The 25,210-nt window shown below is 55.4% G+C and carries 25 protein-coding genes; 11 read left to right on the top strand and 14 right to left on the bottom strand.

Annotation, left to right across the window (positions count from 1 at the left end; genetic code table 11):
• Positions 1 to 88: 88 nt before the first annotated feature.
• Together EKL30_RS05400 and EKL30_RS05395 are read right to left on the bottom strand one after the other, a co-directional pair.
• Entirely contained in the window at positions 89 to 1,138 is a 1,050-nt protein-coding gene (locus EKL30_RS05400; RefSeq protein ID WP_126706184.1) for a zinc-binding dehydrogenase, read from the bottom strand.
• Between the two features lie 92 nt (positions 1,139 to 1,230).
• Positions 1,231 to 2,709 (bottom strand): NAD-dependent succinate-semialdehyde dehydrogenase, encoded by a 1,479-nt coding sequence (locus EKL30_RS05395; protein WP_126706183.1) that lies wholly within the window; start codon positions 2,707 to 2,709, stop codon positions 1,231 to 1,233.
• Positions 2,710 to 3,349: 640 nt separating this feature from the next.
• On the opposite strand from EKL30_RS05395, the gene EKL30_RS05390 reads away from it, so the two are divergent.
• From EKL30_RS05390 to EKL30_RS05380, 3 genes are read left to right on the top strand one after another with little or no spacing between them, the layout of a single operon-like run.
• Positions 3,350 to 4,330, top strand: coding sequence for a tripartite tricarboxylate transporter substrate binding protein (locus EKL30_RS05390; RefSeq protein WP_158618396.1), 981 nt, complete (start codon positions 3,350 to 3,352; stop codon positions 4,328 to 4,330).
• 33 nt (positions 4,331 to 4,363) lie between these two features.
• Positions 4,364 to 6,217, top strand: coding sequence for an NAD(P)-binding domain-containing protein (locus tag EKL30_RS05385; RefSeq protein ID WP_126706181.1), 1,854 nt, complete (start codon positions 4,364 to 4,366; stop codon positions 6,215 to 6,217).
• The gene (locus EKL30_RS05380) at positions 6,214 to 7,257 is read left to right on the top strand and encodes an amidohydrolase (protein WP_126706180.1); all 1,044 of its coding nucleotides are present in this window, start codon (positions 6,214 to 6,216) and stop codon (positions 7,255 to 7,257) included. The genes EKL30_RS05385 and EKL30_RS05380 overlap by 4 nt, the downstream gene beginning before the upstream one ends.
• A 37-nt stretch (positions 7,258 to 7,294) precedes the next feature.
• On the opposite strand, the gene EKL30_RS05375 is transcribed toward EKL30_RS05380, so the two are convergent.
• Positions 7,295 to 8,293: an MmgE/PrpD family protein gene (locus EKL30_RS05375; RefSeq protein ID WP_126706179.1), complete on the bottom strand. Its 999-nt coding sequence runs from the start codon at positions 8,291 to 8,293 to the stop codon at positions 7,295 to 7,297.
• Between the two features lie 398 nt (positions 8,294 to 8,691).
• Between EKL30_RS05375 and EKL30_RS05370 the strand changes: the two genes are divergently transcribed.
• A complete protein-coding gene (locus EKL30_RS05370) occupies positions 8,692 to 9,507 on the top strand; it encodes an IclR family transcriptional regulator (RefSeq protein ID WP_126706178.1) in 816 nt (271 codons plus the stop codon).
• Here EKL30_RS05370 and EKL30_RS05365 read toward each other — a convergent pair.
• Entirely contained in the window at positions 9,504 to 10,499 is a 996-nt protein-coding gene (locus EKL30_RS05365; protein WP_126706177.1) for a tripartite tricarboxylate transporter substrate binding protein, read from the bottom strand. The two genes, EKL30_RS05370 and EKL30_RS05365, sit on opposite strands and share 4 nt — an antisense overlap.
• Before the next feature lie 244 nt (positions 10,500 to 10,743).
• On the opposite strand from EKL30_RS05365, the gene EKL30_RS05360 reads away from it, so the two are divergent.
• The 4 genes from EKL30_RS05360 to EKL30_RS05345 are packed head-to-tail and all read left to right on the top strand — an operon-like array spanning position 10,744 to position 14,245.
• Positions 10,744 to 10,944 (top strand): ferredoxin, encoded by a 201-nt coding sequence (locus EKL30_RS05360; RefSeq protein ID WP_126706176.1) that lies wholly within the window; start codon positions 10,744 to 10,746, stop codon positions 10,942 to 10,944.
• The gene (locus EKL30_RS05355) at positions 10,937 to 12,202 is read left to right on the top strand and encodes an NAD(P)/FAD-dependent oxidoreductase (protein ID WP_126706175.1); all 1,266 of its coding nucleotides are present in this window, start codon (positions 10,937 to 10,939) and stop codon (positions 12,200 to 12,202) included. Before EKL30_RS05360 ends, EKL30_RS05355 begins: the two co-directional genes overlap by 8 nt.
• Positions 12,199 to 13,455: a cytochrome P450 gene (locus EKL30_RS05350; protein ID WP_126706174.1), complete on the top strand. Its 1,257-nt coding sequence runs from the start codon at positions 12,199 to 12,201 to the stop codon at positions 13,453 to 13,455. Before EKL30_RS05355 ends, EKL30_RS05350 begins: the two co-directional genes overlap by 4 nt.
• A 1-nt stretch (position 13,456) precedes the next feature.
• Complete coding sequence (locus EKL30_RS05345; protein WP_126706173.1) at positions 13,457 to 14,245, top strand: SDR family NAD(P)-dependent oxidoreductase; 789 nt, start codon at positions 13,457 to 13,459, stop codon at positions 14,243 to 14,245.
• 299 nt (positions 14,246 to 14,544) lie between these two features.
• On the opposite strand, the gene EKL30_RS05340 is transcribed toward EKL30_RS05345, so the two are convergent.
• Positions 14,545 to 14,847 (bottom strand): YciI family protein, encoded by a 303-nt coding sequence (locus EKL30_RS05340; protein ID WP_126706172.1) that lies wholly within the window; start codon positions 14,845 to 14,847, stop codon positions 14,545 to 14,547.
• Positions 14,848 to 14,939: 92 nt separating this feature from the next.
• The gene (locus EKL30_RS05335) at positions 14,940 to 15,329 is read right to left on the bottom strand and encodes a response regulator (protein WP_233582821.1); all 390 of its coding nucleotides are present in this window, start codon (positions 15,327 to 15,329) and stop codon (positions 14,940 to 14,942) included.
• Between the two features lie 109 nt (positions 15,330 to 15,438).
• Between EKL30_RS05335 and EKL30_RS05330 the strand changes: the two genes are divergently transcribed.
• A complete protein-coding gene (locus EKL30_RS05330; RefSeq protein WP_370246222.1) occupies positions 15,439 to 15,702 on the top strand; it encodes an aldolase/citrate lyase family protein in 264 nt (87 codons plus the stop codon).
• Positions 15,703 to 16,613: 911 nt separating this feature from the next.
• On the opposite strand, the gene EKL30_RS05325 is transcribed toward EKL30_RS05330, so the two are convergent.
• From EKL30_RS05325 to azu, 6 genes are read right to left on the bottom strand one after another with little or no spacing between them, the layout of a single operon-like run.
• Complete coding sequence (locus EKL30_RS05325) at positions 16,614 to 16,937, bottom strand: hypothetical protein (RefSeq protein WP_126706170.1); 324 nt, start codon at positions 16,935 to 16,937, stop codon at positions 16,614 to 16,616.
• A gap of 38 nt (positions 16,938 to 16,975) precedes the next feature.
• Positions 16,976 to 17,452 (bottom strand): hypothetical protein, encoded by a 477-nt coding sequence (locus EKL30_RS05320; protein WP_126706169.1) that lies wholly within the window; start codon positions 17,450 to 17,452, stop codon positions 16,976 to 16,978.
• A gap of 60 nt (positions 17,453 to 17,512) precedes the next feature.
• On the bottom strand, positions 17,513 to 17,869 hold the full coding sequence (locus tag EKL30_RS05315) for a cytochrome c (protein WP_126706168.1): 357 nt from the start codon (positions 17,867 to 17,869) through the stop codon (positions 17,513 to 17,515).
• Positions 17,869 to 19,509 (bottom strand): FAD-dependent oxidoreductase, encoded by a 1,641-nt coding sequence (locus EKL30_RS05310; protein ID WP_126706167.1) that lies wholly within the window; start codon positions 19,507 to 19,509, stop codon positions 17,869 to 17,871. The genes EKL30_RS05315 and EKL30_RS05310 overlap by 1 nt, the downstream gene beginning before the upstream one ends.
• Positions 19,506 to 20,162, bottom strand: a complete 657-nt coding sequence (locus tag EKL30_RS05305) for a twin-arginine translocation signal domain-containing protein (protein WP_126706166.1) — start codon at positions 20,160 to 20,162, stop codon at positions 19,506 to 19,508. The genes EKL30_RS05310 and EKL30_RS05305 overlap by 4 nt, the downstream gene beginning before the upstream one ends.
• A 3-nt stretch (positions 20,163 to 20,165) precedes the next feature.
• Positions 20,166 to 20,615, bottom strand: a complete 450-nt coding sequence (gene azu / locus EKL30_RS05300) for an azurin (protein WP_126706165.1) — start codon at positions 20,613 to 20,615, stop codon at positions 20,166 to 20,168.
• Positions 20,616 to 20,806: 191 nt separating this feature from the next.
• Here azu and EKL30_RS05295 point away from each other — a divergent pair, with 191 nt between their 5' ends.
• Entirely contained in the window at positions 20,807 to 21,211 is a 405-nt protein-coding gene (locus EKL30_RS05295) for a helix-turn-helix domain-containing protein (RefSeq protein ID WP_126706164.1), read from the top strand.
• A gap of 432 nt (positions 21,212 to 21,643) precedes the next feature.
• On the opposite strand, the gene glmS is transcribed toward EKL30_RS05295, so the two are convergent.
• Entirely contained in the window at positions 21,644 to 23,476 is a 1,833-nt protein-coding gene (gene glmS / locus EKL30_RS05290; RefSeq protein ID WP_126706163.1) for a glutamine--fructose-6-phosphate transaminase (isomerizing), read from the bottom strand.
• 146 nt (positions 23,477 to 23,622) lie between these two features.
• Here glmS and EKL30_RS05285 point away from each other — a divergent pair, with 146 nt between their 5' ends.
• The gene (locus tag EKL30_RS05285) at positions 23,623 to 24,123 is read left to right on the top strand and encodes an Lrp/AsnC family transcriptional regulator (RefSeq protein WP_126706162.1); all 501 of its coding nucleotides are present in this window, start codon (positions 23,623 to 23,625) and stop codon (positions 24,121 to 24,123) included.
• A gap of 19 nt (positions 24,124 to 24,142) precedes the next feature.
• Here the strand turns inward: EKL30_RS05285 and EKL30_RS05280 are convergent, their stop codons facing one another.
• Complete coding sequence (locus EKL30_RS05280; protein ID WP_126706161.1) at positions 24,143 to 25,204, bottom strand: glycosyltransferase family 4 protein; 1,062 nt, start codon at positions 25,202 to 25,204, stop codon at positions 24,143 to 24,145.
• Positions 25,205 to 25,210: the final 6 nt, after the last annotated feature.

The raw sequence follows: 25,210 nt of genomic DNA, 5'->3' as shown, positions 1-25,210 counted from the left end.
TCCATAGATCTTATAAATCTTCCAATCACTAACGGTGGCACCTCACAATGCTCAATGCGGCTGCCACCGGCTGTACAAGTGTCGCTATTTACAACAGGAAAACCGCCTTCCCGGTTGTTTGCGTATCAAAGAGCTTGTAGGCTTCTTCCGCCTGATCCAGACGCCAATAGTCCGTAAACACGGCATCGACATCCACTTTTCTGTCGGCGATGAAACGAGCGCACTCTGACTGAATCACCGTCGAAAACGTCCAGGACCCCATGACAGTCGCCTGACGGCGCAACAGATCTGAACTGACGTCTATCTTTACGTCGCCCCCCTCGCCAACGAAACACGTCTTTCCCCAGGTTCTCAGGCAACGTATGGCTGCAATCCGACCTTGCGACGAACCAGAGCTATCCAAAGAGACGTCAGCGCCGTGGCCGTGCGTAAGTTGCTTGATAATGTCGATCTCATCCTCTTCTAGTGGATTGATGACATGGTCTGCCCCAAAGGCCGCGGCGCGTGCGAGCCGATCCGCGCTGATATCAAGCGCGATCACTCGTGCACCCATGGCTTTGGCCAATTGCGTACCCGCCAAGCCTACGGGGCCCTGGCCAAATATCGCGATCGTCTCAGTGCCCAAGAGTCCCAGGCGGCGCAATGCCCCGTACGCCGTGCCCGTACCGCACGAGATAGCGGCCCCGGCGGCGAATGACAGCTCGTCGGGCAGGGGCACAAGAGTCATGGCCGGCACCTTGAAGTACGGAGCATGTGAACCATGATCATTGTTGCCATAGGTACGACTGGGCACTTCCTGGCAGAGCTGCTGCCACCCTACGCGGCAGTGGTTGCACGTGGCGCAACCCGAGTAATGATGCACCATGACGCGATCACCAATACGGCCTAGCGACTCCGGTACACCAGCGCCAATAGCAGCAATAATTCCACTGGGTTCATGACCGGCGATGACCGGTCCGGACTGGTACTGGTGCTTGCCGCTCATGGGCGTGCCTTGCGGCCTGCGATAGTAATGCAGGTCGCTTCCGCACAATCCCGATGCCTTCATTTCGATCACCACCTCGCCGGGGCCAGGCGTCGGGTCAGGAAAATCGACAAACTCGGTTTGTCGGTCCCCGGGAAACGTCAACGCTAACATAACAATAAACTCCTCTTGCAACTTGTATGCGTACTCTGAAACTGCGTTTTTTAATAAAGACCTGCGGCGGCGGGCTCGCTTCCCATCTCGTCTCAGACGCGAACCGTTTTCTGCAGCACCGATTTCGATACCGTGTACGCGTCGAGACTCGTCAAGCCTCCTTCGCGACCAATACCGCTTTCTTTGGTTCCGCCAAAGGGCATATCTGCGCCCGGCGCGCCAAAATGGTTAATGGACAACACGCCGCAATCGAGCTCCCGGCTAATGCGCTCGGCGTCGTGCAACGAGTTGGTAAAGGCGTAAGCAGCCAAACCGACTGACAAACTATTGGACAGCGCCAGGGCCTCATCCAGGCTGGCCACCGACACACATGCCGCCAAGGGGCCGAATGGCTCTGAGGTCATTGCATCGGCCTCCAGCGGTACATCCGCCAGCACAGTAGGCGCGAAGAAGTATCCTTGCGTGCCGACACGAAAGCCCCCCGCCGCCACTCGCGCGCCGCGGCATTTTGCGTCCTGAACGAATCCTTCCATTGCGGCAAGGCGCCGCGCCGTGGCAACAGGCCCCATTTGAGTGGCAGGGTCGAGACCGTCTCCTACTTTGATCTCGTTGATTGCACTGGCAAACGCCGATACGAAATCGGCGTATACATTTTGGTGCACGATGAAACGCGAAGGAGAGGCGCATATCTGACCTGTAACCCGCGTTTTTGCGGTGGCTGCCATACGGCCTAGGTCGGCGGCATCGACGTCGTCGCCGATGAGTACCGGCGCGTGGCCACCGAGCTCCATCAAGACCGGCTTCATGGCCTCCGCAGCCAGTTTGGTCAACACTTTTCCAACTTGGACCGACCCGGTCAAAGTCACCATCCGGATCACCGGCGATGAAATCAACTGCGATGAGATGCGCGCAGGATCGCCAAAAACCAGATTCAATACACCGGCCGGCAATCCCGCGTCGACGAAGCACTGGACAAGGGCACACGCCGCTCCGGGCGTCTCTTCAGCCGCCTTGAGGACGATGGAGCAGCCGGCCGACAGAGCGGCGCTAGTCTTGCGTGCGGGGGAGCTGAGCGGGACATTCCAGGGCGTGAACGCCGCGACGGGGCCAATGGGCTGTCGCAGAATAAGCTTTTGCATCTGCGGCTCGGAAGGAACGATCGTTCCATAGTTGCGCAGAAGCTCGGCGGTGTCCCAATCGAAAAAGTTGGCGGAACGCTCAACCTCGGCCTTTGCCTGGGCCAGCGGCTTACCATTTTCAAGCGTAATGATGTGCGCGATTTGCTCGGCGCGCTCTCTCAGCAAGCCTGCGGCACGTCGGATTACCTGGACGCGTACTTCGGGTGGCGTATTACGCCAGACCTGGAAGCCGCGACTGGCTGCGGCGAGCGCGCTTGCCAGGTCCTCATCGGAAGCGCGCGGCAGGACGCCCAGCACCGTTTCGTCGCTGGGGTTCAAGACTTCCTGGTAAACCTCGCGATCATAAATCCATTGACCATTGATGAAGAGACCAATGTCTGGGTAAGAGGTGCATGCTGGTTTTTCTGCTAATACCGTATTTGAATGCAACATTTCTAGAACCTTAAATTGATAAGAAAAACGAGGTCTTCATCATATAACAATCATATTCCGATGAACAGTATGCATTCTAGTGTATGAAACTTACGAGACGTGAATCGAGGAACTACTCGAAAGGACCGCCGACGTCTACCGAACAGCTCTGGTGCTGTCCAATTCGGCAGGCCTGAAAAATGCGGCGCGCGCCGTCCATTAGCGTGTTCACTGCCTCATTCGTAATCTATGCATTGATTTACATGGTATAGAAACGGCGATACACAAACACACGGTCCTATCATAGCAGCCATCAAGCAAAAACGGCACACATTTCATCCATCGAAACGAAAATAGAAGCAGTGCTACTGCAATTCTGCTTTGAAACGGCAGCTGCCATTGAAGATTCGCCGCTGTCTGCATCTGTACCGAGAACTGGTAACTCCGGAGCGTTTCACCATTGCAGAGCAAACACGTTGCCGCATGAACTCAACCGCATAGATTTCAATGATCAAAACTAATTCCGAAAAATTGACATCTAGTGATGCGGTGGGTAGAATTTCGTTCAAGCAGCGCTCACAGTACCGGATCGAGGCGCGAGCGTAAAACCGTATCCAAAGGTCCACTTATAGAACCGCCTCAAATGGCAGGAGACTCCAGTATGTTGAAACCTATACGGCGCCTGACGCGCCTCTGTATATTTGGTCTTGCCGCCGCGACCACCTGTGCCATCGCACAGCCGGCAAGCTATCCCGAAAGACCAATACGACTGATCGTCGGTGTGCCGCCTGGTGGCGGGGCAGACATGATTGCGCGCTTACTTGCTGATAACCTTCAAGGCATGGTCGGGCAGCCCGTGATTGTCGAGAATCGACCCGGCGCGGCCGGCAACATAGCCGCCAGTGAGGTCGCGCGTGCCAAACCCGACGGTTATACATTGCTGTTGGCGAACTCAAGTCACGCAGTCAATTCGAGCCTCTACAAAAATCTGAGGTTCGATCCGCTAAAAGATTTCGCACCAATCTCGCAACTGACGGCAAACTACTTTTTTCTTACAGTTAAATCCGATCTACCAGTGAAGACGCTCGGCGAACTCGTACAGTATGCCAAGAGCCGCAAAGAGCCGTTATCGTACGCGTCGGCAGGCATTGGACAAGGAGCTCACTTGGGCATGGCGATGTTTCTGTCGCGCGCAGGCATAGAAGGAACCCACGTACCCTACGCCGGCATGGCCCCATCGGCTCAGGCGCTGTTGGGCGGGCATGTCGACATGGTGCTGCTGACTCCGCCTGCGGCACTGCCGCACGCCACTAGCGGCAAAATCCGCATGTTGGCCGCCACATCCCCAAAGCGGGTCGACTCGATGCCCGACTTGCCGACGTTTGCCGAATTGGGCTACCAAGGATTCGAGGTCAATAACTGGCAGGGCTTGCTGGCACCCACCGGTACCCCGCCAGAAATCATAGAAAAGTTGAACCGCGCTACAGCCGAAGCACTGAAAAAACCGGCGGTTGTAAAGCAACTCGAAACAAGTGGCACAGACGCGGTACCTTCCTCCCCCCAGGACTTCGGCAACTTCCTGAAAGCAGAAACCGAAAAATGGGCCGAAGTTGTCGTGCAGTCAGGCGCCAAGGTCGACTGACCCCGTTTAACTCCATAGAAAAGGAATACGACTATGACCGGGTTCGGTCTAGAGACTCGACACTATGCCGAGCCCATTGGTTTCATCGGGCTGGGAGCGATGGGCGGCCCCATCGTCGGGCACCTGCTGCGTCAAGGCCACGCCGTAGTGGTTCATGACCTGAACGTCGAAGCTGTGCTCGCGGCCGAACAGGCCGGCGCCCGCGTGGCGCCGGACCCGGTCTCGGTTGCTCAACAGGCCAAGCTGATTTTTGTCTGCCTGCCTTCACTTGAAGCGCTGCGCGCCGTACTACTGGGCGCTACAGGTATCGCGCGGTGCGAAGGCGCTCATGTAGTGGTTGACCTATCCACCACCGGCCCGGCATTTGCACGAGAAATCCGTGCCAAGCTCGACACCTACGGCGTCATGTATCTTGACGCTCCAATCACCGGCAATGTCACGACCGCGGGTAACGGTAAATTAGGAGTGATGTGCTCGGGCTCCGCTCAAGCATACGCTGTGGCCAATCCAGCACTGGCTGTGATCGCCAACTCGACGGTACTCTATCTGGGCGATGCGTCCGGCCGAGCGCAAACGCTCAAGCTGCTAAACAACCTGAACTCCGCTTCGGGCATGGCAGTGTCTTGCGAAGCATTCATAGTCGGAACCAAGGCTGGTCTAAGGCCGCGCACGATGCTGCAAGTCATCAATGCAGGCGAAGCCAGCACGAACGCAAGCCGAAACAAATTCGGCCCATCTGTCTTGCCGCGCCGCTTCAACTATGGCGCGCGCATGGCCATCACGGCCAAAGACATTTCGTTTATGGTGGCAGAAGCAGACCGTCTGGACGTCCCCGTGTGGATTGCAAAACCCGTTCAGCAGTTGTGGCGCTTCGCGGTATCGCAAGGGGGCGGCGATCGCGATGGCAGCTCATTAATTACTTACCTTGAGCCCTGGGCCGGCATAGAGGTGCGCGACATGGATGACACACACGACGCCTCGTTGAGCCCGGGGCCGGACGCTAAGACGCCAGAGTGCCAAATCCTTTGCGAGCCAGAGTATGGCGCCGTATTGGCAAGCCGGTTAAATGCTATGGGCGATGATGATGTCTCGATCGCTACATTGGCAGAAGCATTGACGCCGGCACACTGCAAGATTCGTGTGGTTGAGCCTGGCACGGACGTGGCAGAGCTGTGCGACGCCTTGGGTGCCCCGCGTTCTGAAGGCGAACTGATCATTAATACTTGCTGGTTACCCGCACACAAGGCTGAAAAACTGAGCCATTGTCTGCGCGCTCTGGGATGGAGGTTTGTCGATGCGCCAGCAGCGGGTCGAGTCAACGATATCGGAGAAGGCACCGGGTCGATAATCGTCAGCGGAATTCGCGACGAGGTAGCCACTGCCCTACCGCTGCTCCAAAAGCTCGGGAAACAAGTATTCCATGTTTCGGAACGGCCCGGCGATGCTCAACGAATGCGCCAGTTAGACGAGGCTATAGCCGCTGTACTGATGGCAGTTGCATGTGAAGCGTATATCGTTGGCGCACGTGCCGGCCTCGCGCCCGAGATCATGCCTCAGATTCTCGGAATCGAAACAGGACGCACCCTGGCAAGCGCTACCTTGTTTCCACAACAAGTCATGACACGCCGGTTTAACCATGGCAGACGCCTTGGCACGGCATTGCGTGCACTGACGCTAGTGTGCGACGACGCGGCACGGTTAGGAATCAGCCCCTTAGTGCTTGACTCGGCACGGTTACTCTATGGCATTGCGATTTCGCAGCTCGGGGAAAACGTCGATTTCACGAAGCTTGTTTGCCTTTCTGAACAGTGGACAGGCGTAAAAATTTGCGCAGGCGTGCCAGTAAACGCCATGCCAGTAAATGTGATGGCTGGAAATAACACATGAGTACAGACAAAGAATTCATCGGTAACACGCCGCGAGGACTCGAAGAACTGCGGCAATGGACATCACGCCGTTCCGAGGTTCCACTAGCACCCGAAATTCCGATAATCGATGCACACCACCACTTGTACGACGATGAACGCGGGCGGTATCTCACCCCCGAAATTGGCGCCGAGATTGCCTCGGGTCACAACGTTGTGGCTACGGTGTACTTACAACACTCGGCCGCTTACCGGACAGACGGCCCAGAGCACTTGCGACCCGTGGGCGAAGTTGAGTTCGCCGCCAGCATAGCGCGCCAAACTGCTGACGGACCAATCCGATTGTGTCAGGGCATCGTTGGTCACGCTAACCTGGCATTGGGCGACGACGTCTTGCCCGTGCTCGAGGCTTCAATCCAGGCCGGCGACAGTTATTTCAAGGGCGTCCGACACGGAACCACCTGGGACGCTGGCCGAGCGGGCGCCGGCCGCACATTCGGGCCAAGACACCTATTGTCGTCGCCCGACTTCCGTCAAGGCTTTGCACAACTTTCGAAGCTGAATCTGTCTTTTGATGCCTGGATATTCCATCCCCAGTTGCCCGAACTGGCTGATCTGCTACGCACGTTTCCCGATACCCCAGTGGTGCTGAACCACTGTGGCGGAATTCTTGGAGTCGCGCCACACACGGACCGCAGCGCTGTGTTTGATATCTGGCGCAAGCATATTCGCACGCTCGCGCAGTTTCCTAATTTAAGCGTAAAGCTTGGCGGCCTGGGAATGTTATATGGCGGCTGGCGCTTTCATCACGAAGCCGACCCGCCAGACTCTCAAACCCTCGCGAAGGCCTGGCAACCCTATATCGAGACCTGTGTCGAGGCATTCGGCCCAAGTCGCGCCATGTTCGAGAGCAACTTTCCGGTGGACAAGCAAAGCTGCGGCTATGGCGCGCTATGGAACGCGTTCAAACGTATTACCCAGTCGTATAGCGATAGTGAACGATCCGCGCTGTTTCACGGAACAGCGTCCAACTTCTACCGCTTGAGCGCCGTGCAGCGATAACGAAAGAGGCCGCATCGTCGCAGAGCCCTTCGAGGGCTCATCGCACATTACCTTCTGCCATGCTCGACGAGTTCCTAGACGCATCGTCAAGGCACAGCGCATCTACTATGCTGTGGACCTTCGAGAGGCGGTCCGATGTCCAGAGCACTTCCAACGCTGTCGCCGCACCTGTCGGGCCCCGCCAGCTCTCATACGCGTCGATGAACTTGACCTCCAGCTCGGTGTCCGACAAGGGATTCAATGCGTGCCCTCTCGGATAATCCGGCGAGCGACAGATCGACGCGCCATTGCGGCTCCGGATAGTCACGCGGGTGAGTAACTTGCTCGGGAACTGCCGAGTCAATTCTTCTGAGTTGGTAATCCGAACCTTCTGCATCAACTGCACCGTGGCAGGTACAGTAAGGCGAGAATCGGCATAGGCGGCGGACGAGAGTCTCCCTTCCAGCATCGCCACGGCGATCGTATATGGGAGACTGTGGTCTGCGGTTTCGCGTGTGGTGGGTGCCCGGCGCTGTGGGTCGGCACCCATCATCTGATAGGCCGCATCATAAGTCTCCACATGAATTTCCTCGATTTCATCGACGGAAACTTGTCGTCGCATATCGACCACTGCGTCCATCGCGCATTGGCCGTGGTAGCAAACCGGATGGAGTTTCAGATGCGTGTCGACGATGCGGGGCATACTACGCTCGCCGACCTGCCAGTCGAACGATCCTACAACATCGAATAGGCCGCCCTGTCCCTCGATCACAGCGGAGGGCCCGCTGACGCCCTGTTGCGCTAGCAAAGCTGCGAAGACGCCGTTGCGCGCACCGTTCGGGCCAGCGCAACCCTTCCACGTAAACAGCGCACCCTTGCGTACGTTGTATACGTGCAGATTTGGCGCCAGCGCCAGCGAAATAGCTTGGCCCATCTGAGCCTTATCGCAGTTCGACGAGCGTAGTTTGCATGAGTGTCGACGCCGTTTGATTGACGCAGCCGCATGCGCCGTATCAGCATATAACGAGCCGTTTGCGCAAATCGAAGGCAGCGACATAGCGCGCTAGCCTGAGCGTCGTCACATCAAGGGGCTATCAGTCAATGTTTTTCTCCTGATTCATAACGGCGGCCTTACTGTTAAATTAATATCTGAGTCCACATAAGTCTCACCTGTCGGAACCACTTCTGTTTTTTTGCTGTCGTCCGTGCGGTTCGAACTTGACTCTAGCGAGAACCGGTTTCACTGTCAACATTTTCGGAATCGATTTCGCTCATCAAAATAGACGATAGTTCTCAGTGGTCATGACCGCGTTCTGCTTCCGTATTCGGGCCACTACGGCCGTGGTGACCGTAGCGGCCGCACGCATCTGCCCCAATGCTTGAACTGCTATAGTTCGTGAAAATGCCGCCAAGTTCCTGACCACGATTAAGTAAAGCCAAGCGTAGTCCCTCCCTATGACACAAACCGAATCCATGAAGAGCAAACCTCGAGTCCAGGCTGGCGTTCAATCTGTTGAAAATGGTCTGGAACTCGTCCTTTTACTGGCAAAAAATCGCCGCGCCATGAAACTAACGGAAGTCGCCGCTAGAGTTGGCATTTCCCCAGCCAAGGCCCATCGCTACCTCGTGAGCTTCGTACGGGCCGGCTTTGTGACTCAAGACCTCGAGACGGGGCTGTACGGTTTAGGGCCAGTGGCGCTGGAGTTCAGTCTTGCGTGCCTCGCGACATTGGAACCTATCGAAATAGCCAGTAAAGAGGCGCGAATCCTATCCGCCGAAACGGGCTGTACGGTGTCGATCTGCGTATGGGGAAGCTTCGGACCCACTGTCGTCCGCTGGAACCAGCCCACCAACCCGGTAATGGTCAACGTCGGACTGGGATCCGTATATCCGCTTTATCATTCGGCAACCGGTAGAATTTTCGCAGCGTTCATGCCACCAGAGGTCATTCGAAAGTATGTTGCCAGCACCCCTGTAGGCAGCAGCGGAAAAAAAACTCCCGGCGAGACCGTCGAGGAAGTACGCAAACGCGGCATGTCGCGGTCATACGGGCAACACATAGAGGGGATGGCCTCTTTCTGTGCGCCGGTATTCGACGCCAACGGCGCGCTTGCACTCAGCATGACGATTCTGGGATACAAAGAAAGCTTCGATTATCGTTGGGACAGTCCGCTTGCATCAATGCTACGCGACACCGCGAATCGTTGCTCTAAGCAATTAGGTTATCAAATCGAACCGTCCCGCCAAGAAGCCCTGAACCGAGGCAACTAACTCGCCGTTAAATTGGCACCCCGTATTACAGTCCCCCATCGCTCGTATTCGTCAAGATAATACTTCTTGAATTCAGGCGGAGTTGTGGGTTTAGGCAGGTCTATGCCCAATGACTTTAACTGCGCTTTATAGCTGTCGCTCGAAACAACGTCGTGCACGACCTGATATAGGGCGTTCGCTATATTTTCGGGCAACCCCGGAGGCGCCAACACCGCACGCCAGACCTCCCCTGTTAGCGGCACACCTTGCTCGACGAAAGTAGGGACGTCAGGAAGGCTTTCCATCCGCTGCTCGCCCGTCGTGCCGAAGAACTTGACCTTACCGATATACTCGGCCATTCCGCTTACGCCGACAAATGCCATATCGACCTGCTTGCCGAGCACTGACATCATGACCGGAGACGTTCCGGAAAACGGAACATGCAACAGCCCTTTACCCTGAGCCAGGTTACCGAAGGCAATGGCCATAAGGTGTGGGCTTGCCCCCACACCGGGATTCGCACATGTAAGCTGCTGCTCCTTCATCAATCCCATCAACTCTTTTAAGTCCTGAGCCGGCAGGTCCGGCCGGCCGACTAAAGCGTACACGGACGTTCCGACGGGATAGATGGGAACGAACTTCGTTACGTCCACGCTGTTTTTGGCAATGTGCGGAAAAAGACTGACAGTGTCAGCGACGCCCAGAAGCAGTAACGAACCGTCTGCCGGACCCGAATAGACGTATCGGTTTGCAATAACCCCTGTGCCGCCTGGCTTGTTCTCTACCACGACAGGTTGCCCAAGACGCTCGCTCATGCCGGCGGCGACCAATCGCCCCAAAGAATCGGAACCGCCGCCCGGAGTGAAGGCGACGATTAATCGGATTGGCCCCTTAGGCTTCCAGGTCGACTCGGCCCGTACTGAGGGCACCGCCGCCATGGCGGCCATGCCGGCCATCGACGCGAGCATGGTTCTGCGCGTCATTCCCTTAGTCAGGTTTCGTGTGTTGCTCATGGTGTCTCCCCCCGTTTATTTAGTTTCATTTGTTGAAACTTATGCCATTTATAGGAAATTGAATCCTACGCCTGAATATTCATGAAGGCAAGCCCTTCGTCATCACTTGAGAGTTTCGCCGCGCAATAAAACGCATTGACAGCAGCCGTCCACAATTCTAATATACAAAAATGATTTATGGCATTCATAAATATCTCGCCGGCAACGCCTACGACGCTGGCGCTTTCACCAACGGAGATCATTAATGAAAATCGAGATCGACCCCAACAAATGCATCGGCGCGGGCCACTGTGTCGCCGCCGCCTCCGACCTGTTCACACAAAACGAAGACGACGGCCTGGTGGTTCTTTTGGTAAGCAGTCCATCGGCTGAACGTTTCGACGCCGCCAAAGAGGCGGCTGGTCTTTGTCCAACCTGCGCAATTACCATCCACGAAAATGAGTGATGTAAATTTCATAGCCAGTACAGACGTGCTTGTTCTGGGCGGCGGCCTTGCAGGCTCCCAATTGACTCAATCTCTACGCGAAGAGAAATTCGCCGGGTCCATCACGTTGGTATGCGACGAGAAGATCGCTCCGTATCACCGCCCGCCACTCTCCAAGGCCTATTTGGCCGGAAGCATCAAAGAACAGAACCTGTCCATCCGCGATTTACGGCACTACGACTTACGAGGCATTCAACCACTGCTGGATACCCATGCAGTCAAAGTCAACCGACAAGATAAAAGCGTTGTGTTATGCAATGGCCGGACCATCCATTACGACAAGCTCGTATTCGCGACGGGTGCGCGCAACAGGCATTTACTGCCCCGAGGCTCGGAAACCGAGATTTACTATTTGAGGACCTTGCACGATGCGCAGGCCCTAAAAACCAGGGTCGAGTGCGCGAATTCCGTCACGATCATCGGCGCAGGATTCCTCGGGCTCGAGGTAGCCCATTCCATTCGAGAAAAAGGGATTGAGGTTACGGTCATAGAGAAGGCGGACAGAGTTCTAGCCAGAACATCATCAGACGCCGTCTCGCGGGCCATGCACGACTTACATGCCGCCGCGGGCATTCGAATTATCTGCGGTCAGGGTATTAACGGTGTACGCACAGAGGCCGGCTATACGTCGATTGAACTGGAGTCTGGCGAGACCGTTTCTTCTGAATTCATTGTGGCGTGCATTGGCGTCGTCCCCAACACAGAGCTGGCTACCAGCGCGGGCCTGACTGTGGACAACGGCATTGTCGTCAATAGCCAACTTCAAGCCTCCGATCCTTCGGTTTACGCGCTGGGCGACTGCGCATTATTCCCATCGTCGTTCGATACCTATCATCGCATCGAGTCGGTACAAAATGCCATCGACCAGGCGAAATTCTTGGCCGGCCATTTAACTGGAAAGACTGACCATTCCGGATATCTGGCGACACCCTGGTTCTGGAGCGACCAAGGTGTACGACTTCAGATCGTTGGCCTCCCCTCCAGGGCGGAGAAATTCGAAACCCGGGGAGACGTGCCGGCAAACCGATTTTCCATTTATGGATTCAAGAATAACCAGCTCGTATCCGTGGAATCAATTGGAAGACCGTCTGACCATATGGCCGCACGAAAAATCCTCGCAGCGTCCTCGCCCTTTACACCTGAAATGCTACCGCCCAGCACGGGCCAATCCGTTTCACACGCGTCAGCAAGTGACCAGTCCCGGAGTTCAGAACCATGAGCCAACCTAAACCTACCTGCCCTTTTCATGGCGACGGCTCGCCAGATAACACAACATTATCCTTCCCAATGAAGCGGCGTCCCCTGGCGCCTCCGGTCGAATACGAACTCTTGCGTGAAAGCAATCCAATTGTCCGGACATCGCTTTACGATGACTCGCCTGCATGGCTGATAACCCGTTATGACGATGTCAGAGCATTACTCGGCCAGCCGAGCATGTCCAACAAACCTACGGACCCCGGCTATCCGATGGTGTCGGGATTCCGTCGATCGCTACTGCTCAGCGAGGATCCCGAGACCTATCCGATTCTGCGCATGGGCGCCGAAGACCACGGTCGCTTTCGTAGAATGCTGACCCGAGAGTTCTCGCACGCGAGCATTCAAAAACTGAAGCCGTTTATCGAGAACACGATAGACGAGCTGCTCGAGAAATTCGCAGACACGGGCAGCCCGTCCGACTTGGTGAAGAGCTTCGGCCTTCAGGTTCCAAGTGCGGTCATCGCACATATCCTAGGCATCCCGTTCGACGATGCCGAGTTCTTCCAGGACCGACGAAAAAGGAAGTCGAACATGGCCCTCCCTGCAGAGGAAGCAATACAGGCGAGCAATGAAATTCAAGATTACCTTGAGAATCTTGTCAACGAGAAAAAGCGAATCGCGGATTCTGGAAGCGACCTGATCTGCCGTCTACTTCGAGACCATGTCATTCCCAGCCACATGAGTCACAAGCAATGTCTAGGCACTTTACAGCTGTTACTCGAGGCAGGCCACGAGACCACCGGCAGCATGATCGCGCTAGGCACCCTTTCTCTGCTACTGAATCCAGAACAAAAAGACGCCCTGGTGGCAAATCCCGAATTGGTGCCGGGCGCTGTCGAAGAGATGCTTCGTTTTCACACCCCGACCCACCTCAGCGGTGTGCGCGCTGCGCTGCAAGACATCGAAATAAAAGATACACACATTCCTCAGGGGCATGGCGTCTTATGCATGCTCGGCGCAGCAAACCGGGACCCCGAAGCATTCCCCGATCCAGACGCGTTCGACATTAATCGTGACGCGCGCCATCACGTCGCGTTCAGTTATGGTATTCATCAATGCCTGGGCCAATTCCTGGCAAGACTCGAGCTACAAACCGTCTTCACCAAACTTTTCCAGCGCTTCCCCAATTTGCGTCTTGCGGTTCCGTTGGAAGAGCTTGAGTTTCGTTCCGAGAGCATTGTTTACGGCGTAAATGCGCTACCCGTGGAGTGGTGATATGAGTCTCAAGATAAACCATGCCGAGCCCCTCCTCACAGATCAAGTCGTATTGATCGTTGGCGCAGGCGCAGGAATCGGAAGGGCCGCGGCCTTCACCGCGGCCAGAGAAGGAGCCTTGCTGTCGGTAGCCGATATCAACATGGAAAATGCCAAGAGCACCGCCCTCCAGATCACCCAGGCGGGCGGCAAAGCAATTGCCATCAAAGTAGATATCGCAAGTCCCGATGAAGTTGATGCGATGGTCGCAGACACCGTCGCCCATTATGGCCGACTTGATCATGCACTGAACAATGCCGGCGTGACCCAGTGGCAATGCGGTGCCGAAGGAATGAAGGTCGGAGAGGCGTCGATCGAAGCGTTCGACCGTGTCGTCGGTGTCAACTTCCGAGGAACCTGGTTATCGATGCGCGCTGAGCTTGCGCAGATGGTCGAGCAAGGCGGCGGCACAATAGTAAACACCTCTTCAGTTACCGCAATGGTCGGAAGAAACGGTTCCGGAATCTATGCTGCAACCAAGCATGCGATCGTGGGGCTCAGCCGATCCGCTGCGATCGAGTACGCACAAGCAAATATTCGGGTCAACAGCTTATGCCCTGGCTTCACCAACACCGAGCTCGTGAAGTCATCCATTGCTCGACGAGGCGATGCCTTGCTTGAGTCCGTGCCTATGCGTCGCCTGGCCGAACCCGAGGAAATCGCCGAGATGGCAGTGTGGTTGATGTCAGATCGAGCACGCTACGTCACCGGAACCGAAATGGTCGTAGATGGCGGATTCATGGCAGGCTAGAAGCAAGTTCCGATAGAAGCCGACCCGCCAGGCTCTCAAACCCTTGCTGATGCCTGGCAACCCTATATCGAGACCTGTGTCGAGGCATTCGGCCCAAGTCGCGCCATGTTCCAGAGCAACTTTGCGGTGGCAAGCAAAGCTGCGGCTATGGCGCGTTATGGAATGCGTTCAAACGTATTACCCAGTCGTATAGCGATAGTGAAAGGTCCGCCCTATTCCATGACACAGCCTGCAACTTCTATCGATTGAACGCCACGCGTAGTTAGCCACCGACATATACGTGAGCCTCGGGCAGCGCTTCAGGCTGCGTCGACCAGATCGGGAAGGAAACGACCTTTGCGCAGCCTCGTCACCATCACGCTCTCAAACACACCGGCCTGATTGAGTGTTTCGCCCCCGACGAATGACTCCGCGTCCTGACGGCTGCTGGCATTAATAATGAATAGACTGCCAATCATGCGTTCTCCCGTGTCATCCATTTGCGGGCCAGAGAAAAAAATCTGTGGCGCATAGCTTTCCAGGTAACGCCGATGCTCCGGCAAGTGTTGCGCGCGTTTGGCCTCGTGGCCAGGTTTGTCTGTACAGTTAATCATCCACAGCATCGGTGGTCTCCGGAAATAGTAGCGTAAGCAACGAAGCCAACTGATTTCGGAGGCAATGCCGCACTGCATCAGCTAGACGGGGCGATTTTACTTCAGTTTCGACTATAGAAACCGATTCCTAGAACTCTCAACCGCCTTTTGCTTTCCATCACCGCCTTCAATAAGTCCAGCAACTCGTGCATCGGAACTGGTTTATGCAACTGACTTGTAAACCCAACAGCGGCCGCTCTCAAGCTGTGTCCGTAGCCCGACAAAGCGATCGCCGAGATATCCGCGTTACGTGCACTTTTTCGCAACCGCGCCAGAAGCTCGTACCCGTCCATGGTTGGCATGCCCACGTCCGAGACGAGAATATCGAAGTCTTTGGCGGCCAGATGCTCGAGCGCCATTTTCCCGTCGATGGCCGTTGTGACATCGGCTCCTTCCATTTCACACATCGTACCCAGCATTTCGAGAATCTCTTCCGAATCATTGACCAGCAACAGGCGCAATCCTTCCAGCGATGGAGTAGAGGGCAGCTTTGCCTGCTAGTGCAGATTGAATCCCCAAATGCCCTGAAGAATCTAGAAGCCATCGCCCAGCGTAGAGGGCGTGGATGGCGTATTCGTCGGACCGGTGGATTTATCTGCAAATATGGGTCACCCCGGCGACCACGGCCATAGGGATGTGCAACAGGCAATCGAAGATTCCATCGCGCATATCCTCGCTTGCGGCAAAGCACCCGGAATTCTCACTACCAATGACGATTTCGCTCGCCGCTATATCGAGCTAGGATGCCTGTTTACGGCGGTGGGAGTCGACATGGCGTTGTTGGCGCGCGGCGCAGAAGCGCTGGCAAAGCGATTCAAAGTTTGAACTGAGCGCCGTGGCCTGGCTCATGCCGCGGCGCTCGGCTTCGAAAGAACCGCGTGATATTGGCCCTTAAGTAGGAGACGATTTGCGGTTCGCTGTAGCGGGATTTCTTCATCGTTTTCTTAATCCCACTGAAGATAGGCAATCTATCTTTAACCTACGATGTATCCATCATCGCGGCGGCCAGCAGTCTCGCGCGCTCCAGGTCCACGATCGATGATGCGGCGAGTGCGCCGCGATCATGTATCGCATGTTTGGTACGCAAAATTTAAGGGCAATAACCCTTAATGTGGAGCTTGAACCGCGCATAATCGGGCTAACCCAATCAATGGTGCCTTGGCCCGCACGAATCATCTAAATGCTGCCCTGCCGAGGTGGCGTTGAATTTATCCGGCAGCACCACCACCGAACGTTTCAAGATAGGCAACCAGTTTGCGCTTAAAGTGCTTTGATGGCTTTGCCAAAAACGCCAAAAAGCGGCAATGTTAGGAGGTCGATCTGATAGCTTAGCGGAAGTTAACGAAATAGGCGATCGACAGAATTTATTCCCGTTCGACAGACTTTATTTCCTTTCGACAGACTTTATTCCCGCTCTTCACATTGAAGACTGGAAATAAAGTCTGTCGATTAATTTAGAGGGACCAGGCTCTTCGAAAATTTATGCAAAGTCTGTCGACATTCCTTTTTACGCCTTAGTACTTAGCAAGATTGAACGAAAGTCTGTCGAAGAAAGTTGGGACTGATGCTCTGCAAACCAGCTGCATAATCATTCCCTAAGTTAGATTCCAGGTATCCCTAGAGTTGGCGCACTTACGTTAATGCTGCCTGTGATTTTCACCCAGCCTCTAACTTGATTAAAATTCGAGGGTAGCGCCATCTTCCGGAATTCCGACGCGATCCTGTATGTTTTTCCCTCACGTATTCCCTTGGTTCTTTACTGCTTTGGAGCATGTGATCGATAGTATCCATGTGCGTAGCAACGATTGTTGCGTCCGGGGCAACCTGAGAGGCGCGCAGGACATCCTCCTTACCCATGATGATGGAGCCTTCATAGCCCTCATGGTCGCATATCCGGCATTGATGACGATGATTTGCGGATCGTATTGGGCCAGCGCCTGATCGACTTCATTGCGCCAGGTGGTGTCGCCGACAAGATACAGCATCTTGTGACCGGACGCTTTGAACACAACGCCCATGGCAGGGCCAAGAAATTTCGCCGCTTCAGGCAAAGTAAACATCTCATCGGTTCCGTGCTGTTCACCGGTCTTGCTCAGCGTCACTCCGCCGAACGCGGCCTTATCGGGCAGGACACGCAACTTCTGCAAAACGTTGGGTTCAGCAGCGCAGCTTTAGTGATCCCGGCCATGAAGTATGCAATGGCTAAGGCCAGTACATTGCCGCTTAGCATGGCGGCATAGCCTGCAGTACCGACGGCCATAGCGTCTCTGGCCGATAAAACGGAAGGCAACTTGACCGGCCACTCTCCCCGTACCCGGGCCCCTTGGGAATAGCCGCTATGGTGCGACTGAGTGAGTTCCCAGCCGTTCAACACGACACGCTCACCCGGCGGAAACGCGGGGTTGCCCGATGAAGAAACGACACCGGCGAGATCGTTTTCCGGAATCAATGGAAACGTTTGGATGACCGGGGCACGACTGGTGATGGCCAGGCCATCCTTGTGGTTAACCGTGGAATATTCCACATCGGCGGTGACATCACCAGGCATCAGTTCATCGTCAGTCGTTTCTTTCAACGGCGATCACAACAACTGATGTTTCTGCCCATAAAGCCTTAAAACCCATGCAAGTTCTCCTCACTTGGTTGCGTTGGTCTGAGGCGTCGATAAATACGCGCCGATCGCAGCAAGCTCACTATCGCTGATTTCCGTCTTTCGGAAGAACGGCATGATCGATATACCATTGCGGACGAACACCGAAACCAGTTCCGGCGACAGGTTCGTGCGCTCTTCCAGCGCACCGGGCATAGCCCCCTGATAACGTTGATCAAGCGCTTGTGTGCCAGGATGGCCTGGCCCCATGCCATGGCAACTCAGGCACCATTGATTGAAAAGTGATTTCCCGAGGTCTATTTGGGCCTGATCCTGGGCAGAGGCGCCAAGGGGCGTCAGCGCGATGGCGCCAGCCGCATAGAGCAAGAATAAATTCTTCATTACACGCCCTCCCTGTAACGTTTGGGCCAGATCCCTCCGCGGCCGGGGGCGATAATGCCGTTCGGGTCGACAGCGTCCTTAAGTTGGTTTTGGAAACGCAGAAGAGCGTTATCGTTGAAGGAATAGGTGCTCGCGACAAGATCCTGGAAAAGCGGGGCCGTGCGGTACTCGGTCCAGCCTTGATCTGCGCCAATTTTTACCAGTTGAATGAACTGTTCGTATGCCTGCTTGTTCACCTCTTTATTGCTACGCGAAATGAAAAAGGGGAACAGATAAATATAGGTCCGGTACTGCCATGTTTGCGGGACGTTCGTAGGTGCGATGGGCGCGCCTGTCAGATTGAGCTGCTTGGCGGCCTGGCAGAACACTTCATGACCTTTGATAAAAGCTTCACCACTGCGCGGTAGAATTGGCGCGAACCACGCGTGACCGTCGCCCGGATCAGGCACAGCTTCTGAGCGAGCACCGATTGAAAAAATAGACATGTTTGGGATGCCCACTGCAACTTTGTGACGCAGTTTTTCTGCGGTCGCCTTGTTCATGGGCAGGCCGTAGGATTCCAGTTCCTCAAACTTTACGCCTTTAATGCCGGCAAACTTGTCCTGTGCATATTCCCAGTTGGCGTATACCGTCTTCTTGGGGCCGTAGAAGTTTAAAGTGACGTTCCAGTACTCCAACCCTTGTCTGGCTGCGTAATCCTCGTACTCGGCCACGGATGCGCCTCCGGGCTGATTATTGAGCTTCATAAGCTCGGGCGTCGGCTTATAGACTTCCGGCTCCCACATCATGCACAGCGCATCCATCGGGCAGCTGTAGCGCGGATGGCCGATAAGGCCTTGGTCCTCCAGGTAATTGACGGTGTCAATCAGCGGAATAAGATCCCGGTATTTGGGCACTTTCACCATGCAAGACAGGAAATGCTCCGGCTGGGGCATCATCCAGAAACCCATTTTGGTGACAATACCGAAGTTAGATTGGGCAAACAGACCATCGACATAGGCGCCAAAGCCATACTTGTTTTCTCCCCAAGTTTCCGCCCCCGGTACGGCCGCCATGCCGGTACGCAAGAGTTCACCATTTGGTAGCACGACTTCCATGCCGCAGTGTGAGCCGAAGTGGTCGCGATAGTTGCCCCAGGTGTAGCCGACGCCGTGATCCAGGGCGTTACCCAGCGGACTTCCCCAGCCCGGATCCGGCACGTCCATCATGACGTTCAGGCCGCGTTCCTGAATATAGGTATACAGGTCAAAATACGAAACGCCGGGCTCTACGATGCAGAAGTTTCGCTTGTCATCGACTTCGAGGACCTTGTTCATCAGTTTCAGGTCGACGATAACGCTGCCGGTCATATTGGGCGCGGAGCCACCATAGCCCAGGTTCTTGCCAGTGGAGATCGCATATAGAGGCACCTTGAACCGGTTCGCCGCTTTTACAATCGCCTGTACTTGCTCAACGGTGGTCGGAGCAACGGCAGCGGACGCCACAAGCTCCTCTGGCTCGCCCCATTTGGGTGAATAAGCGTCCCGGTACAGGGCGACATCCCCTTCTTCGGTGAAAAGTTTGTCGTCGCCGACTATGCGGCGAAACGCTTCCAATGCTGAATTGAAATCTTGGGGGCTCACGCCCTCGGGATAGTTCATAGGGTTATTCCGTTAATTACGTTTTCGCCTGTCCGCGCTAACGCAGCGCTTTGGCGTGGGCCGATCACCCAGGTATACATGGGTCGAGTCGCATGCGTACCGACGGCACGGGGCGTCAGCAGCGATTTGGTGGCCGGCGACGCCGCGTGTTCGGGGCACTGTCCGATCACGCCAGCCATGCATTGGGCGTAGTCATACTTCTCAGCAGCGAGTGCTTCGTAGGTATGTAGCATCGAGGCAGGACCGGCGAGTACGTGGGCCACGCTGCCGTCGCCTTGTGGCTTGTGCTCTGCGCGGAATAGGACGCGCAGGCCATGATCCCAACCAAACCGCTCCAGTACAAATAGCGCGCCAGCGTGCGTCATGCCGGCAATAGCAATGGGCTTTTTGCGCCACTGCTCTGCCAAGCATTGTGTCCACAAGGTGGTGACATCGCCATCTATGGCATGCGTGGCGTGGCCCAGTTGTTTGGAAAGTGCTCCGAACTCAGCGCTTGCGAGATCAGCGGGCTCATAGACAACAGCATGCAGGCGCTGAGCGCCGTTGCCCGCTATATCTGCCAGACTGGAAGCCGAGCTTTGCAGTGAGGTTCCCGCCAATGCGAGACCGGAGGTGGCTAAAGCTCCCTGAAGAAAGCCTCTTCGTGTAGTCATCGTTCAGGCGCCTAGTTTAAGCTCGCCCTTCATGATGGACGCGTGGCCTGGGAACGAACAGAAATAGGTGTAAGACTCGCCCGCTTGCAACTTGCTGACGGGAAATGAAACCGAGGTGCTTTCGCCGCCGCCGATAATTTTGGTTGCCGCGATGACGCGCGCGTCATCAGGCTGGACATAATTGGCGGCTGCACCCGCCTTCATCCCATCAGCATTGATTGCGGTTTGGTCCTTGGTAAGACCCAACACGAAGTTGTGGCCCATCGCAGCGCTAGGAAGTTTGCCCACATGCTTCAGGGTGACCGTGAACTGCTCACAGCTTTGCGGTACTTCCATGGTCTTTACATCGAACTGCATGGCATCATTGGCTTCAATGGTCGCTTCGCATTCTGCAGCGAGCGCTGGAAGGGAGATGGTTGACAATATAGCGACGGCAAGTAGTTGGCGCTTCATACGTACTCCTGAATATTTGAAGGTTCCAAATGTGAAATGTTCGACTGGGTAGCAAGAGCAGCCGAATCAGTTTTCATAAGCTTTATGCACATAGGTGGTATACATTTGATACTATCAACATAATATGCATGTTAGAGTAGGTCTGCAAGAAGGCACTTTATTCTCAGTAAGGCACTTCGAGGTAACCAGGCATGAACGATGTACAAGAAACGCTGCGGCGACTGCAGGAATCCGCGGGAACGGCTAACGCCGAGTCCTCCGCAATTCGCAATGTGTTGGACAATCTGGGAGACAAGTGGAGCTTGCTGGTCGGTGTGGTGCTGGCGGAAAAACCGCATCGCTTTAATGAATTACGCAGACGCCTACCTGATATCTCCCAGCGAATGCTGACAGCGACATTGCGCAATCTCACTCGGGATGGCATCACCACGCGCACGGTGTATCCCACTCGCCCGCCTAGCGTGGAATACGCGTTGACGCCGGAGGGATACGCCTTTCTGAACGCGGTGACCCCATTGGTAAAGTGGGCAGTAAGCCATCATGCCTATATCTTGGAGGCTCGTCGTCGGAGTGACGAAAGTCAGGTACAGGACTGACCAGTCCTAATATTGATATGTATAGGTCAATTGCAAGATATTCAGGCCAGGATTCGGCTTTCGGACGCGAGGAGATCAAACAGGCCCCGAGCGGAGCGCTGCATGCTCTGGGTGCTCGACCCACCCTACAGCGGCTAAGTTTCGCGAGTCGTTGGGCATTGAATATCGAATGAAATCTAGCCCGCACGAGAAAGACTGAATTCGACCACAAGCTGCATACGAAATTCAGCAGGAGACTGAAAGGGGTGAGGCAGCATTGATACCGCCCCATTTATTTAGCCTTCATTACCAATGACTAGAAAAAATGTTATCCAAAGCGGCCGCAATATCGTTTGATTAGTGTGCTTTTTGCAAAAAGTTATGCGCAAACTAGCCAGTCTTAGAAAAGGCAGACTTTATTTCTGCTTATCAGCGACAGCGCAGCAGAGTACCTCACTCCACCGTCACACTCTTAGCCAGGTTCCTCGGCTTATCCACATCCGTCCCTCGTGCACACGCCGTGTGATACGCCAGCAATTGCAGCGGAATCGTGTGCAGTATCGGCGACAGTTTCCCGTAATGCTCGGGCATGCGAATTACATGTATGCCTTCGCTACTCCCTATCTTCGTATCCGAATCCGCAAACACATATAGCTCACCGCCTCGGGCGTGAACTTCCTGCATGTTCGACTTCAACTTTTCGAGCAACTCATCGCGCGGAGCGATGGTGACGACCGGCATGGCCTCCGTCACCAAGGCCAGAGGCCCGTGTTTCAGTTCGCCGGCGGGATAGGCTTCGGCGTGGATATAGCTGATTTCTTTTAGCTTTAGAGCGCCTTCCAGGGCGATGGGGTAATGCATGCCGCGACCCAGAAATAGGGCGTTTTCCTTGGTGGCGAAGCGGTCAGCCCACGCCATGATTTGTGGCTCCAGGGCCAGCACGGCGCCGATGGCAACGGGCAGGTGACGCAGGGCTTTCAGCGCTTCAGCTTCTTGCTGGTCGCTTAAGCGTTTCTTGATCTGTGCAAGCGCTAGGGTCAGCAAGAACAAGGCGGTGAGCTGGGTCGTAAACGCCTTGGTCGATGCCACGCCTATTTCGACGCCGGCGCGGGTGATGTAGGCCAGTTTGCATTCGCGCACCATGGCGCTGGTGGCCACGTTGCAGATGGTCAGCGTGTGGTCCATGCCCAGGCCGCGCGCATGCTTCAAGGCGGCCAGCGTGTCGGCGGTTTCGCCGGATTGGGAAATGGTCACGACCAGGGTGCGCGGGTTGGGCACGCTCTCGCGGTAGCGGTATTCGCTGGCGATTTCGACGTTGACGGGGATTTTCGCCATGGATTCGATCCAGTAGCGCGCGGTCAGGCCGGCGTAGTAGCTGGTTCCGCATGCCAGAATCAATACGTTGTCGATGTCGTTGAATACCTTATAGGCCTCATCGCCGAACAGCTCGGGGGTGATGCTTTCAATATCCTGCAAGGTGTCACCGACGGCGCGCGGCTGTTCGAAAATTTCTTTCTGCATGTAATGGCGATAGGGGCCCAGTTCGGCAGCCCCGGTATGCACTTGTACGGTATGGACCTTGCGGTCTACCGCGCGGCCATCAATATCGGTAATCCACACGCGAGAAAGCTGCAGGTCGACGACATCGCCGTCTTCCAGGTAGATGATTTGATCCGTGGTTCCGGCAAGGGCCAGGGCATCGGACGCTAGAAAATTCTCGTTCTCGCCACGGCCCACGACCAGGGGTGAGCCATGACGCGCACCCACGACCCGGTGAGGCTCGTCGCGGCAAAACACAGCAATGGCGTAGGCGCCGGTTAGGCGGCGTATTGTCTGCTGAACAGATTCAAGCAAATCGCCCGCATACAAGTGGTCGATCAGGTGCGCAACCACTTCGGTATCGGTCTGGCTTTCAAAAATGTAGCCGACGCCCTGCAGCTCGGTGCGCAGTTCTTCGTAGTTTTCGATAATGCCGTTGTGCACGAGGGCAATGCGCGCGGAGCCTTTATTCTGGCCAGAAAAATGCGGGTGGGCATTGTGCGTGACCGGTCCGCCGTGGGTGGCCCAGCGGGTGTGGGCAATGCCGGTAAACCCAGTGATGCTTTCTTTGGTGACCTGCGCTTGAAGCTCTGCCACGCGGTCGGTGCTGCGTGCGCGGCGCAAATCGCCGTCAGCATGCACTGCAACGCCGCAGGAGTCGTAGCCACGGTATTCAAGTCGCTTCAGCCCTTCAAGAAGAATAGGGGTAATGTCGCGTTGCGCTACTGCGCCAACAATTCCGCACATAGATAAGCTCCAACCAGGGTGAAAGATAGCCTATTGTGCGCAACATGCAAGGAAATTAGATTTCTTTTTTAAGCTTAATATGGTATTTTATTTCTTTACCTACGAGCAACGAAATTTAATTTCATTAAAATGGCAATAAAATTGAAATGAACGCCATACAATCCGATATGCCGCTGGACGATCTCGATCTTCGCATCCTCGATCAGATCCAAACCGATAGTTCACTGACCAACCACGATTTGGCGAAGCGTGTCCATGCTTCGCCGCCCACCTGCTTGCGCCGGGTCAGACGCATGGTGGACGAAGGCATTATCGAGAAGCAGGTGGCGATTTTGAACCCCGAAAAGCTGGGTAGTGGCTTGACCGCAATCGTAGAAATTACACTCGACGTGCAGGCGGCAGAATACCTTGACGCCTTCGAAGCCAGCCTTATGCAGGACGTCGCGATCCTGCAATGCTATCGGGTATCGCCGGGACCGGACTTTATCGTTATTGCGCAAGTGGCCGACATGCCCGCTTATCACGCCTTGGCGCACCGGGCGTTTACTGCCAAAGCGAACGTTCGCAACGTGCGTACGTTTTTTTCCGTCCATCGCAGCAAATTTGAAACACGTATCACCTTGCCCAGCGAGCGCACAAAGGTGTAGACCACACGCAATTAGAGAACTACTTAGCTGGGCTCAGCAACGATTCATATTGCGCTAAATACCGCTTGGCCATCATCGCTGCATCATGTTCGCGCAATACGTATTCACTGGCGTTTTTCACCATGCTGGCGCTAAGAGCCCGATCGTTCAGAACCCGGTCTATTCCCAAGGCCAGCGCTTGATCGTCACCGACTTTGCACAATACGCCGCGACCGTCGGCAAGGCTTTCCTTCAAGCCGCCCGCGTCGGTTGATACGACCGGAACCGAATACAGAAACGCGTCCAGCACGCTGGTGCCGAGCGCTTCCTGGCGTGAGCTCAAGACAAATACATCCATCAAGCGGTACAGGTCTTCAACACCCGATTGAAATCCTGCAAATATATAGTGGCTTTCCAAACCCAGTTCGCGCACCAGTTGGTGAGCCTGCGCTTCGGCGCTGCCCCCTGCCCCCAGATGCAGAAATACAAAGTCGCTGCGTGTCTGGCGTAAACGGTGCACGGCGCGTATCAACGTACAGGGATCTTTTTCAATAGTCAGGGCCGCGGCAGTGGCCAATACGCGTTTACCGCTTAAATCGAACTGCCTGCTGAATGCGTTGAGGTGATCCTGGTCCAACGGCTTGGCCTCGATAGCGCTGGGTATGATGCTTACCTTAATCCCCAAGCGTCGGGGCTCATCGGCTGCAGCCTGGCTGATTGCCACCAGGGCATCCGCCTTGGACCATTTCCAGGCGGTTTGCCGCTCGCGCCGCAAGACTGGAAAAGCCGTACGCCTGGTGAATACGATGCAAGACCCAAGGAAAGGCTTAAGCAGGGCCAGCCAAGTCATCATGTTGGCGGTCTGGGCGTGCAAGATATCAAAATTGCGGCCCTGGCGGACCAGAAAGCCGCACAGCGATGCCACGTTGGACTGTTCGTGCACGGTAAAGCCGTCGGCGGCGGCACATCGCGCCAGTTCGCCGCCACGTCGGGCTAGCAGGGATACCTGGTGCCCGGCACGGCGAAATTGTTGCATGCAAAGCAAGGTCTGCCGTTCACCGCCACGCCAACCGCGCTCGAAATTCATCTGCAGAATATGCATGATGGG

It is taken from the genome of Candidimonas sp. SYP-B2681, from assembly GCF_003971065.1.
In the GTDB taxonomy this organism is placed as follows: Bacteria; Pseudomonadota; Gammaproteobacteria; order Burkholderiales; family Burkholderiaceae_B; genus Pollutimonas.
This window is presented reverse-complemented; position numbering and strand designations above follow the sequence as displayed.